We start from the raw sequence: 11,711 nt of genomic DNA, 5'->3' as shown, positions 1-11,711 counted from the left end.
GTGTTCTCGCGACCCCGGGTCCTGGTGCTCAGTGCGTCCATCGGTCAGGGCCACGACGGCGCGGCGCGCGAGCTGGTGCGCCGGCTCGACCGCCGCGGCCTCGCCGCGCACGTCGTGGACTGGACCGACTCGCTCCCCACGTGGGGCCGGCGCGCGCTGCGCGACCTCTACGCCCCGTCCGTGCACTACACGCCCGCGCTGTTCGACCGCATCTTCACCGACCTCGAGCACCCGCGGCGCCCCGCCAGCCTCGTCACGCAGCGGCTGATCCGCGCCGCCGAACGCCCGGTGCTCGCGCTGGCGGCGGAGGTCGACGCCGTCGTCACCACCTACCCGCTGGCCGGGCAGACCCTCGGTCGGCTGCGCGCCGACGGACGCCTCGGCGTGCCCGCGCTGACGTTCCTCACCGACCCCGCCGCCCACCGCCTCTGGTGCCACCCCGGCCTCGACGACCACCTGACGGTCACCGCGGCGACCGCCGCGGACGGCGCGCGCTACGGGGTCGCGCTGCGCAGCGTCGGCGCCCTCTGCGCGCCGCGGTTCTCCCGGCCCCTGCCCGGCACGACCCGCCCGCGGGTGCGCCGCGAGCTCGGGATCCCCGACGACGTGCCGCTCGCCCTGCTCGTCTCCGGCTCGCTCGGCATGGGCGACGTCGAGCAGGCCGTCGCCGCGCTGGGCCGCCACCCGCACGCGTGGGCGGTCGTCGCGTGCGGGCGGAACACCGCGCTCCGGAGCCGTCTCGCGGACCGCGACCGGGTCGTGACGCTGGGCTGGCGCGACGACGTGCCCGAGCTGATGGCCGCCGCCGACGTGCTCGTGCACAACGCCGGCGGGCTCTCCTGCACCGAGGCCCTGGTCGCCGGGCTGCCGACGGTGACCTACCGCCCGATCCCCGGGCACGGCCGCGCCAACGCCGCGGTGCTCGACGCCGCCGGGCTCGCCGCGTGGGTGCGCGGGCCCGACGAGCTGGCCGCGGCCGTCGACCGGCACGGCGCCGGTCCCCGGCGGCGCCGCCCGTCGCGGCCGTGGTGGACCGAGGAGCGCGACGCCTCGGCGGTCGTCGCCCGCCACACCGGGCTGCTCGCCGACGAGCCCGCGCTCTCCGCGGCGGGGTGAGCGGGCCGTGCTCGCCGAGGTCCTCGCCGTCGGCTCGGCCGTGGCGGCCGGGTCGGCGGTGGTCGCCCAGCAGCGGGCGGCGCACGAGCTCGGCGGCGCGGACCACCGCCTGCTGCGACGCCCCTGGTGGCTCGCCGGGACCGGCGCGTCGGTGCTCGCGAGCCTGCTGCAGGCCGCGGCGCTCGCCGACGGAGCGGTCGCGGTCGTGCAGGCGCTGCTCGCGACGGCGGTCGCCTGGGCCGCGGTCGGCGAGGCCCTGCTCGCCCGGCGGATGCCCGGGCCCGGCGTGGTCCTCGGTGTCGTGCTCGCGGTCGCCGGACCGCTGCTCGTGGCCCTGCTCCTCGGGCCGGCGACGACCGGCGCCACGACCGTCGACCTCACCGCCGGGCCCGTGCTCGCGGGGCTCGCCGGCGTGGGGGTGGTCGCCCTCGGGGGGCTGGCGGTGGCGCGGCGACGTCCCGGCCCGCCCGGCGCCCTCGGCCTCGCGCTGACCTGCGGCGTGGGCTACGGGCTCGCGGCCTCGCTGCTCGCCCTGGTCGTCCGGGCCCTGGTTCGCGATCCCGGCGGCGCGCTCACCGACCCGCAGCTCGTCGTCGCGGGCGCCCTGCTCGTGCTGGTCGGGCCCGGCGCCTTCGCCCTGAGCCAGCGCGCCCTCGCCCGCGCCCGCCGCGCGGGCCCGGTGGTGACGACGATCCTGCTCGTCGACCCGCTGGCCGCGACGACGATCGGCGCGGCGTGGTTCGGCGAGACCGTGGCGCTCGACGGCTCGAGCGCGGTCGCCGTGGTGCTCGCCGTCGCGCTCGCCGCGCTGGGCGTGCGACTGCTCGACCCGGCACCCCGCGTGCTACCCGCGCACGGCGAGAGCACGTCGACGACCCCGGGGCCTACCCGGTGAAGACCCCGGCGCGCGCCGCCGCGGCCGCCGACCCGGCGGCGCGCCGCGCGTCGTCCTCCGTGGGCACCTCGCCCCGGGTCAGCAGCTGGTAGTACAGCGGCGCGGACACTGCCCGGACGACCGCGGCCGGGTCGGTCCCGCGCGGCAGCTCACCCCGCTCGACGGCGTCCACGACGCACGGGCTCCACGCGGCGATCCGGGCGTCGTAGAACCGGCGCAGCGCCTCGGCGGTCTCGGGGTCGGCCGTCGCCGCCGCGATGAGCGCGGCGAAGAGCGGGCCCTGCCGGGGATCGGCGAGGGTCGACCGGACCAGGTCGGCGTTGGCCGCGAGGTCCCCGTCCAGCGTCCCGGTGTCGGCCCGGGGCAGCGACGTCTCGGCCATGTCGGCGACCAGGTCGGTGACGACCGCGGCGACGGTGCCCCACCTCCGGTAGACGGTGGTCTTGCCGATCCCGGCCCGGCGGGAGAGCTCGGCGAGGTCGATCCCGGCCGGCCCGCCCTCGACGAGCGCCTCGGCCGCCGCCGCGAGCAGCGCGGCCCGGACGCGCGCGGCCCGTCCTCCGGGGCGGACGTCGGCTCCTGGCACCGGGACAGCTTATCGGGTCTCCGGTTCCTTTTGTGCTAGCGTCCTTAACGGAACCACAGCACCGTTAAGGGAGACACCATGGAACACCGGACGCTCGGACGCAGCGGACTGCGCGTGCCGGTGCTGGGCTTCGGCGCCGGCACCTTCGGCGGGCGGGGCGAGCTCTTCGGGGCCTGGGGCTCGACCGACGTCGCGGACGCGCGGGAGATCGTCGACCGGTGCCTCGACGCCGGGGTCACGCTGTTCGACACCGCCGACGTCTACTCCGAGGGCGCCTCCGAGGAGGTCCTGGGCGCCGCGGTGGCACACCGCCGGGACGAGGTGCTGATCTCGACCAAGGCCGCGCTGCCGACCGGACCCGGCCCGAACGAGGCCGGCACCTCCCGCCAGCACCTCCGGCGCGCCGTGCACGACGCGCTGCGGCGGATGGGCACCGACCACATCGACCTGTTCCAGCTCCACGCCTACGACGCCGCGACCCCCGTCGACGAGGTCCTGTCGACCCTCGACCGGCTCGTGGACGACGGGGCGATCCGCTACGTCGGCGTCTCCAACTACTCCGGGTGGCAGCTCATGCGGGCCCTGGAGCGCGCCGACCAGCACGGATGGCCCCGCTTCGTGGCCCACCAGGTCTACTACTCGCTGATCGGGCGGGACTACGAGTGGGACCTCATGCCCCTCGCCGCCGAGGAGGGCGTCGGGGCGCTGGTGTGGAGCCCGCTCGGTTGGGGCCGGCTCACCGGGAGCGTGCGCCGCGGCGACCCGCTCCCGCCCGGGAGCCGGCTGCACACCACCGCGGCGGCCGGGCCGCCGGTCGACGACCAGCTGCTCGGGGACGTCGTCGACGTCCTCGACCAGATCGGCGCCGAGACCGGCCGGACCGTGCCGCAGATCGCCCTGAACTGGCTGACGACCCGCCCGACGGTCAGCTCCGTGATCGTCGGCGCCCGCGACCTCGCCCAGCTCGAGCAGAACCTCGGCGCCGTCGGCTGGGAGCTCGACGCCGACCAGCTCGCCCGGCTCGACGCGGTCAGCCGCCGTCCCGCGCCCTACCCGCACTTCCCGTACGAGCGCCAGGAGGGCTTCGGCCGGCTCAACCCGCCGGTGGTCGCCTAACGGCCCTCGACGCGCCGGGCACCGAGCTGGGAGGTCAGCAGCTCCATGGCCGCCTCCTCCGGGTCGACGCGCGGGCCGCCGCCGGCGCCGCCCGGATCGGCGGCGGCCTCGTTGTACATGTCTTCCTCGGTGACGTCGCCGTCCTCGGGCGGCGGCTCCGGCGGAGGTGGGACGTCCGCGGGCTCGCGGCTCGGACGCCGGACCTCGCGGGGTCCCGACTCCCGCGCCTGCTCCCGCGGCGGCTCGGCGGGCCGCTCCGGCGCCGCGGGCTCCTCGCGGCGCGGACGCTCCGGGCGCCGCGGCGGCTCCGGACGCTGGCGCGGCGGGGGCTCCGGACGTCCCCCGCCCGCACCGGATCCGCCGTCCCCGCCCGTGCCGTGCACCGCCTGCACGGTCCACTGCCCCGACAGCACGACCCCGAGCGCCGCCGCCACGTGGTCGGCCCGGTTGGGCTGGGAGAGCTGGCGCGCCAGCGGCGGCGTCGGCATGCCGAGGGTGACCGTGGTGCCCTCGACGGCCGTGACCGTCGCGTTCTGCAGCAGCGCGTGGGTGGGCTTGTTGCGCTCGCGGACCTGGTTCATCACCTCGGGCCACACGCGGCGTAGCGCGGCCGCGTCGACGGCACCCGCCGCCGGCCGCTCGGCCGCGGCCGGCGCCTGCTCGCGGGCCGGCTCCTGGCGCCGCGGCTCCTCGCGGGGCTGCTGCTCCTCACGCCGCGGCTCCTCGCGCGGCGGACGAGCCTGCGGCGGCGTCTGCTCCCGAGCCGGCGGCTGCGGGCGGGCCGGCGCCTCGCGGGGCACGTCACGCGGGGGCTCGTCGCGGGCCCCGACCGTGGCCGTCGCGCGGTCGCCGGGCGGTTCGACGGTGGCGTCGAGCTCGCGCGCGGGCGTCTCGTCACCCGAGCGCTGCGAGGGTCGGACGAACCGCTGGCCCGACTCGTCGGCCGCACCCCCGTCGGGAGCACCGGACGCCCCGAGCGCCAGGCGCCGCTCGACGCCCTCGAGGCGCTGCACCATCGCCGCGTCGGTGGACGACGCCGCCGGCAGCAGCATGCGGGCGCACACCAGCTCGAGCAGCAGCCGCGGTGCGGTGGCGCCGCGCATCTCGGTGAGCGCGGTGTGCACCAGCTCGGCGTGCCGGGCGAGCGCGGCCGGACCGAGGCGCTGCGCCTGGTCGATCATCCGGTCCATCTCGTCGGCGGGCACGTCGACCAGCCCGCGCTCGCCGGCGTCCGGCACGGCCTGCACGAGGATGAGGTCACGCAGCCGCTGCAGGAGATCGGCGGCGAAACGCCGCGGGTCGTGCCCCGCCTCGACGAGGCGGTCGACCGCCCCGAACACCGCGGGTCCGTCCTGCGCGCCGAGGGCGTCCACGACGTCGTCGAGGATCGCGACGTCGGTGACCCCGAGCAGCCCGACGGCGTGCGCGTAGGTGACGCCGGCGTCATCGGCCCCGGCCAGGAGCTGGTCGAGCACCGAGAGCGAATCGCGGGCCGAGCCCCCGCCGGCGCGGACCACGAGCGGGTAGACCGCCGGCTCGACGGTCACGCCCTCGTCGGTGCAGATGCGCTCGAGCAGGCCGCGCAGCGTGCTCGGCGGCAGGAGCCGGAACGGGTAGTGGTGGGTGCGCGACCGGATGGTGGTCAGCACCTTCTCCGGCTCGGTGGTCGCGAAGATGAAGATCAGGTGGTCGGGCGGCTCCTCGACGACCTTGAGCAGCGCGTTGAACGCCGCCGTCGTCACCATGTGCGCCTCGTCGATGATGAAGACGCGGTAGCGGGAGCCCACCGGCGCGAAGTGGGCGCGGTCGCGCAGCTCGCGGGCGTCGTCGACGCCGTTGTGGCTCGCCGCGTCCATCTCGGTGACGTCGAGCGAGCCCGGACCGTTCGGGGCCAGCGCGACGCACGACTCGCACACCCCGCACGGGTCGGGTGTCGGCCCCTGCTCGCAGTTGAGCGAGCGGGCGAGGATGCGCGCGCTGGAGGTCTTGCCGCAGCCGCGGGGCCCGGAGAAGAGGTACGCGTGGTTGATGCGGCCGGCGCTCAGCGCGGTGCGCAACGGCTCGGTGACGTGCTCCTGCCCGACGAGCTCGGCGAACGTCGCCGGCCGGTACCTGCGGTAGAGCGCCAGACTCATCGGTCCGGCTCCCCTATCGGCGTGCTCCCCTTCATGCTCCGTGTCCCGGCCACAGGGCGAGGCTACGCGGAGGGTCCGACGACCGAGGGACGGTCCCGGGAGGAGAGAGAAGGGGACCCCGCGCACCCGCCAGAGCCCGCTGACCCTTGCTGCCTTCCGGCCCTGGGGGAGTTCACAGGATGGACGCCGCGCGGGGTCCACCGCCCACTGTAACGGAGCCGTCGTGCCGCCCCCGGCCCCCGGGTCGGCGCAGGCCGGGGCTGTACGCTCGCCCGTGGAGGATTGGCCGAGCGGCCTAAGGCGCACGATTGGAAATCGTGTTGGGGGAAACTCCTCACGGGTTCGAATCCCGTATCCTCCGCCCCTCCTGGACCAGGAGTGATGACGCCGGTCGACCCACGGGTCGGCCGGCGTTCGTCGTCCCCGGCCGTCGTCACGGTCCGCGTCGATGACACCGTGGCCGCGTGCGCGGATGCCTCATCAGCCTGCTGGTCGTCGTCGCGGTGGTGGTGGGCATCGACTTCGGCGCCCGCTGGATCGCCGAGGATCGCGTCGCGGCGGCCCTGCAGGACTCGCTGTCGCTGCCCTCCGAGCCCGACGTCGACATCCGCGGCTTCCCGTTCCTCACCCAGGCCCTCGCCGGCCGCTACGACGACGTGGGGCTCTCGGCGCCCGGCATCCGCTACGGGCAGCTGCAGGACCTCACGCTGACCGCCGACCTGTCCGGGGTGTCGCTGCCCCTGGAGAACCTCGTGAACGGCCAGGTGCGCCGCATCCCGGCCGAGCAGGTCACCGCCTCGGCGCGCGTGAACCCGACCGACCTCGCCCGCCTGCTCGACGTGGGCGAGCTGACCGTCGCGCCGCTCACGGCGGCCGACCTCGAGCAGCGGCGCAGCGAGGCCGAGGCCGACGACTCGGGGGCCTCGGGCAGCAGCAGCGCCCTCGCGAACGTGGACCCGGCGTCGTCGGTGCTCCTGACGTCGACGACGTCCGTGAGCGGCCAGCAGGTGCGGGTGTCCGTGGTGGCGTCGTTCAGCCTGTCCGGCGGGCGCATCACGCTGCGGGCCCGGGACATCCGCGCCGAGGGCGGGCAGGGGCAGGCCGGTCAGGCCGCGTCCCAGGCGCTGCGCCAGCGGCTCTCCGGCTTCTCCACCAGCGTCGATCCGGGCCGGCTGCCGTTCTCGATCACGGCGACGGAGCTGCGGGCCGAGGACGGCGAGCTGGTGGTGTCGGGCACGGCGCAGGACGTCGACCTGCTGACCCGCGCGGGATCGTGACACCGTGACGAGGGATTCCGGCCTGCTGACACAGTGACCCCATGCAGGACATCCGCTGGGGCATCGCCGGGCCCGGCCGCATCGCCGAGAAGGTCGCCGAGGACCTGACCCTGGTCGAGGGGGCGACGCTCGCGGCGGTCGGGTCGCGCTCGGCCGAGCGCGCCCGCGCCTTCGCGGAGACCCACGGCGCGCCGAACGCCCGCGCCCACGGCTCGTACCGCGAGCTCGTGGACGACCCGGACGTCGACGTCGTCTACCTCGCCACTCCGCATCCCCAGCACGCGGCGCTCGCGGTCGCCTGCCTGGAGGCCGGCAAGGGGGTGCTGGTGGAGAAGACGTTCACCGCGACGCTGGCCGGGGCGTGGCGGGTGGTCGACACCGCGCGCACCCAGGGCGTCTTCGCCATGGAGGCGATGTGGACGCGGTTCCAGCCGGTCGTCGTGCGCCTGCGCGAGCTGATCGCGCAGGGCGCCATCGGCGAGCCCCGCTCGGTGCAGGCCGACCTCGGCACGGTGCGCGACGTGGACCCGACCGACCGGCTGTTCGCCCCGGAGCTCGGCGGCGGCGCGCTGCTCGACCTCGGGGTCTACCCCGTGTCGTTCGCGCAGATGGTGCTGGGCACGCCGGACCGCGTCACCGCCGTCGCGTCCCGCGAGACCACCGGCGTCGACGCCGACGGCGCCATGCTGCTGTCGTGGGACGACGGCCGGTTCGCGACCCTGCAGACCTCGTTCCACAGCCCGTCACCGGGGCAGGCACGGGTGTTCGGCACGACCGGCTGGATCGACGTGCTCCCCCGCTTCCACCACCCGAGCACGATCGTGCTGCACCACGACACGGACGACCCTGGCGAGCGGATCGAGCTCCCCGCGACCGGCGCCGGCTACTTCCACGAGCTCACCGAGGTCACCGACCGTCTCCGCGAGGGGGCGACGGAGAGCGCCGTGATGCCCCTCGACGACACCCTCGCGGTGCAGGGCGTCCTCGCCGAAGCCGCCGATCAGCTGGGTCTGGTGTTCCGGGAGGACGACACGGCGGTGTGACGTCGCCGCCTACCCTGTACCGACGGGTCAGGAGGTGACATGGCGGAGCAGGACGCCGACGACGGCCGCACCGGGCGCGCCACGTCCCCCCACAGCGGGCTGCGGCGGGCCACCACCGAGCGCGCGGTCCTCGACTGCCTCGCCGCCGAGGACGGCCCCCTGACCCGCGCCGAGCTCTCGCGCCGCACCGCGATCTCCCCGCCCGCGATCAGCGAGGCCGTCCGGCGCCTCGAGGCCGACCGCGTCCTCATGGCGGTGGGTCCGCGCTCGGGGGTGCCGGGGGCCGTCGCCACCCTCTACGACCTCGCGCCCGGCGCGGGCGTCGTCGTCGCCGTGGAGATCAACCGCACGGTCGTGCGCACCGCCGTCGGCGACCTCACGGGGCGCACCCTCGAGCGCACCGACCACGACCCGCCCGACGACGGTCTCGTGGCGCCGCGGCTCGACGAGGTCCTCGCCGCGCTGCAGACCCGGTGGCAGGCCGACGGGCGGCCTGTGCGCGCGGTGGCCGTGTCGATCGCCAACCCCGTCGACCCCGCGACCGGACGCGTCGTCGAGCTGCGCGAGTCCGCCTTCCCCGCGGGCGTCGTGGGCGTCGAGGACGTCCACGGCGTCGACCCCGCGATGGTCGTGCTCGACAACGACGTCAACTTCGCCGCCCTCGCCGAGCGCGACCACGGCGCCGCCGCGGGCACACCGAGCTTCGCCTACCTCTACGTGGGCGAGCGGCACAGCGTCGGCATGGGCCTCGTCCTCGACGGCGTCCTCGTCCGCGGCGCCCGCGGCCTGGCGGGCGAGATCGGCTACCTGCCGCTCGGCGAGGGCACCGGCCGCTTCCGCTTCGGGGAGGCCGTCGCCGCGCACGGGCTGTCGGCCACCGGCGACGCCGCCGCGCTCCCCGCCGAGGTGCTGGCGAGCGCGGGCCGCACGCTCGGCGAGGCCGCCGTGGCGGTCTGCGCGACCGTCGACCCCGGGCTCGTCGTGCTCGGCGGCCCGGTCGGCCTGCTGCCCGGGCTGCTGCCGCACGTCGAGGCCACGGTCACCGAGCTGGCGCCCCGGCAGGTGCCCGTCGCCACCGGGTCGCTGGGCGAGACCGCGCCGCTGTGGGGCGCGCTGGCCGAGGCGCGGCGCCGCGCCTGGGAGGCGCTCGTCTCCGCCCGCGGCTAGGTGATCCAACGCGCGGCGCGCTCGAGCAGCGCCCGCTCCCGCGCGTGATCGTCCCCGGGGGCAGCCCCGTTCCCCGGCGTGCCGGCGGCGGCGTCGCGGTGGGTGTCGAGCAGGACGTGGGTCGCGCCGAGGGACCGCAGCTCGTCGAGGTCGGCGCGGATCTGGTCGGGGTGGCCCTGCCCGGCGAGGCGGGCGTCGTCGGGCAGTGGCACGTCGGTGGGGTCCAGGACGATGCGCGGGACGAGGTCGGGCACCGGTCCGCCGGCCGCCGCGGCCCGCAGTGCGGGCACGCCCTCGCGGCGCAGCCACCCCGCCCGCGGGCGGAGCGGGTGCCAGGCGGCGCCGAAGCGCACCGCCCGCCGGCGTGCGGCGTCGCCGTTGCCCCCGACCCACAGGGGCGGGTGCGGCCGCCGGTGCGGGCGCGGCCGGGTGTCGACGTCGCGGCCCGCGACCGGGACGACGTCATCGGCCCACAGCGCGAGCACGGCCTCCAGGTACGTGTCGGTGAGCTCGCCGCGGCGGTGCGGGTCGACGCCGAGCACCGCGAACTCCTCGCGCGCCCACCCGACCCCGACGCCGACGATCAGCCGGCCGTCGCTGAGCTGGTCGATCCCCGCGAGGCTGCGGGCGGTCAGCAGGGGGTCGCGGTAGGGCACGACCAGCACGGTCGTCCCGAGCTCGGCGCGGTGCGTGATCCCCGCGAGGTAGCCGAGCAGCGTCAGCGGCTCCCAGAACGGGCCCGGGTAGGACGCGGTGACGTCCTCGGTCGCGGCGACGTGGTCGCCGACCATGAGGAAGTCGAAGCCGGCGTCCTCGACGAGCGCGGCCCACGCCCGCAGGGACGCGACGGTCGCGCCCGGCCCGAAGTTGGGCACGGTCACCCCGATCTTCACCCGCCCACCCCGGCGGGCTCCCACGTCAGGCGCTCCGTCTCGCCGGAGCGCCGCGAGCGCTCCGCGGCCCAGACGATGCGGTGGCTCGTCATCGTCTCGTCGAGGCCGGTGAGGTTGGCCGCGGGGTCGTCGTGGGCGACGGCGTGCAGGAAGGAGCGCACGAGCTCCTCGTCGCCCTCCTGGTGCGGGGGTCGCCCGTCGCCGGGGGTCAGGGTCTCGACGGCGCGGTCGGGATGGGCGCGGAAGTCGTGGAACCGCAGCGTGTGCCCGTCGCCCTCGACCGCGCCGTGCGTGCCGAACACGCGGGTCTGGCGGGGCGCCGCGTCCGAGAACGCCGTGACGGTGTGCGTGGCGGTGATGCCGCTGTCGAACTCGAGGGCGACCACCTGGTGGTCGACGACGTCGTTGTCGCAGAGGTACACGCACCGGCCGTACGGCCCGGTCCGCAGGGCGTCGTCGAGCGCCTCCGCCGACGGCACGTCGGTGACCGCGCCCAGGAGCTGGTGCTCCCAGTCGGGGTCGCCGAGGCAGGAGCGGTAGAGACGTGGCGCCGAGTACGGGCAGGTCGGCTCGACGCCGCAGTCCAGGCAGTTCGCCGCGGCGCCGTCGGGGTGCTTGTCCGCGCGGAAGTGGCTCAGGCGCCCGAAGGACGCGAGCCGGCTCGGGCGGTCGCCGACGAGGTGCGTGAGCAGGTCGATGTCGTGGGAGCACTTGGCCAGCAGCAGCGAGGAGGCGAGGTCCTCGCGGCGCCAGGCGCCCCGCACGTAGGAGTGGGCGAAGTGCCACGCCCCGACCGGTTCGAGGTGCTGCACGGAGACGAGGTCGCCGATGCGCCCGGCGCGCAGCGCCGCCACGAGGGCGCGCGTGTAGGGGGCGTAGCGCAGCGGGTGGCTGATCGTGAACTGCACCCCGGCCCGGCGCACCGCCGCGGCGACCCGGACCGCCTCCTGCTCGTCCGGAGCGATCGGCTTCTCGCAGATCAGGTGCACCCCGCGCTCGGCGAACGCCACCACGGGATCGGCGTGCTCGTGGTCCTGGGTCGCGATGACGACGACGTCGACGAGGTCGGCGCGCTCGGCGAGATCGCTCCACCCGCCGAAGCGGTGGCCGGCCGGGACCTCCCACGCGTCGGCGAGGGCGTCGCGGCGCCCCGGGTGCGGCTCGGCGACCGCCACCACCCGGCCGCCCGCGCGACCCACGTGGCGGGCGTGCAGCCGCCCGCGGCCGCCGGCGCCGACGATCCCGACCCGGACCGGACGTGACCCGAGACCCACGTGCGCTCCCTCCTGCCCCCGGCCCACATCCTGCCCCCGGTCGCGTGACGTTCGTGGGCGGGTGACGGCGCCCATACGCGCGCTGCCAGCGATGATCGACGACACGGTTTGATGATCTTGACATGCACCCGTTACCGATACGTGACCTTGTCGTTGGACGTCCTAGCTTCTCGCTACTACAACGTTCGGCCTCTTCGGAGCGCCCGAAA

10 protein-coding genes, 1 tRNA gene and 1 other RNA gene are annotated in these 11,711 nt (G+C 76.5%); 7 read left to right on the top strand and 5 right to left on the bottom strand.

The features are described 5' to 3' along the window. Positions 1-1,116, top strand: coding sequence for an MGDG synthase family glycosyltransferase (locus ACR9E3_RS30390; protein WP_460384684.1), 1,116 nt, complete (start codon positions 1-3; stop codon positions 1,114-1,116). A 7-nt stretch (positions 1,117-1,123) separates the two neighbouring features. Continuing rightward, on the top strand, positions 1,124-2,011 hold the full coding sequence (locus ACR9E3_RS30385) for a hypothetical protein (RefSeq protein ID WP_460384683.1): 888 nt from the start codon (positions 1,124-1,126) through the stop codon (positions 2,009-2,011). On the opposite strand, the gene ACR9E3_RS30380 is transcribed toward ACR9E3_RS30385, so the two are convergent. Then, positions 2,001-2,597, bottom strand: a complete 597-nt coding sequence (locus ACR9E3_RS30380; protein WP_460384682.1) for a TetR-like C-terminal domain-containing protein — start codon at positions 2,595-2,597, stop codon at positions 2,001-2,003. The genes ACR9E3_RS30385 and ACR9E3_RS30380 overlap by 11 nt on opposite strands. Before the next feature lie 78 nt (positions 2,598-2,675). Between ACR9E3_RS30380 and ACR9E3_RS30375 the strand changes: the two genes are divergently transcribed. Then, positions 2,676-3,713 (top strand): aldo/keto reductase, encoded by a 1,038-nt coding sequence (locus ACR9E3_RS30375; RefSeq protein WP_460384680.1) that lies wholly within the window; start codon positions 2,676-2,678, stop codon positions 3,711-3,713. Here the strand turns inward: ACR9E3_RS30375 and ACR9E3_RS30370 are convergent. Together ACR9E3_RS30370 and ffs are read right to left on the bottom strand one after the other, a co-directional pair. Further along, the gene (locus tag ACR9E3_RS30370) at positions 3,710-5,848 is read right to left on the bottom strand and encodes a DNA polymerase III subunit gamma and tau (RefSeq protein ID WP_460384679.1); all 2,139 of its coding nucleotides are present in this window, start codon (positions 5,846-5,848) and stop codon (positions 3,710-3,712) included. The two genes, ACR9E3_RS30375 and ACR9E3_RS30370, sit on opposite strands and share 4 nt — an antisense overlap. 107 nt (positions 5,849-5,955) lie before the next feature. Next, positions 5,956-6,050, bottom strand: an RNA gene (ffs, locus tag ACR9E3_RS30365) — signal recognition particle sRNA small type. Positions 6,051-6,124: 74 nt separating this feature from the next. Here ffs and ACR9E3_RS30360 point away from each other — a divergent pair. The 4 genes from ACR9E3_RS30360 to ACR9E3_RS30345 all read left to right on the top strand — a co-directional run bounded on the left by ACR9E3_RS30360 (position 6,125) and on the right by ACR9E3_RS30345 (position 9,335). After that, positions 6,125-6,209: transfer RNA gene (locus ACR9E3_RS30360), tRNA-Ser, on the top strand. A 103-nt stretch (positions 6,210-6,312) separates the two neighbouring features. Next, the gene (locus tag ACR9E3_RS30355) at positions 6,313-7,125 is read left to right on the top strand and encodes an LmeA family phospholipid-binding protein (protein WP_460384678.1); all 813 of its coding nucleotides are present in this window, start codon (positions 6,313-6,315) and stop codon (positions 7,123-7,125) included. A gap of 41 nt (positions 7,126-7,166) precedes the next feature. Further along, complete coding sequence (locus ACR9E3_RS30350; RefSeq protein ID WP_460384676.1) at positions 7,167-8,168, top strand: Gfo/Idh/MocA family protein; 1,002 nt, start codon at positions 7,167-7,169, stop codon at positions 8,166-8,168. Between the two features lie 39 nt (positions 8,169-8,207). Further along, entirely contained in the window at positions 8,208-9,335 is a 1,128-nt protein-coding gene (locus ACR9E3_RS30345) for an ROK family transcriptional regulator (protein WP_460384675.1), read from the top strand. Here the strand turns inward: ACR9E3_RS30345 and ACR9E3_RS30340 are convergent. Beyond that, the gene (locus ACR9E3_RS30340) at positions 9,332-10,228 is read right to left on the bottom strand and encodes a TIGR03619 family F420-dependent LLM class oxidoreductase (protein ID WP_460384674.1); all 897 of its coding nucleotides are present in this window, start codon (positions 10,226-10,228) and stop codon (positions 9,332-9,334) included. The genes ACR9E3_RS30345 and ACR9E3_RS30340 overlap by 4 nt on opposite strands. After that, positions 10,225-11,502, bottom strand: coding sequence for a Gfo/Idh/MocA family protein (locus ACR9E3_RS30335; protein ID WP_460384672.1), 1,278 nt, complete (start codon positions 11,500-11,502; stop codon positions 10,225-10,227). The genes ACR9E3_RS30340 and ACR9E3_RS30335 overlap by 4 nt, the downstream gene beginning before the upstream one ends. Positions 11,503-11,711 lie beyond the last annotated feature (209 nt).

Source organism: Actinomycetospora sp. C-140, assembly GCF_054796175.1.
The sequence above is the reverse complement of the archived record's forward strand: the minus strand, read 5'-3'. Positions and strand labels throughout refer to the sequence as shown.

Excerpts from the sequence above, each read along its gene's own strand:
- ACR9E3_RS30375 (WP_460384680.1), top strand. The coding sequence starts at position 2,676 with ATGGAACACCGGACGCTCGGACGCAGCGGACTGCGCGTGCCGGTGCTG.
- ACR9E3_RS30370 (WP_460384679.1), bottom strand. The coding sequence starts at position 5,848 with ATGAGTCTGGCGCTCTACCGCAGGTACCGGCCGGCGACGTTCGCCGAG.
- ACR9E3_RS30350 (WP_460384676.1), top strand. The coding sequence starts at position 7,167 with ATGCAGGACATCCGCTGGGGCATCGCCGGGCCCGGCCGCATCGCCGAG.
- ACR9E3_RS30345 (WP_460384675.1), top strand. The coding sequence starts at position 8,208 with ATGGCGGAGCAGGACGCCGACGACGGCCGCACCGGGCGCGCCACGTCC.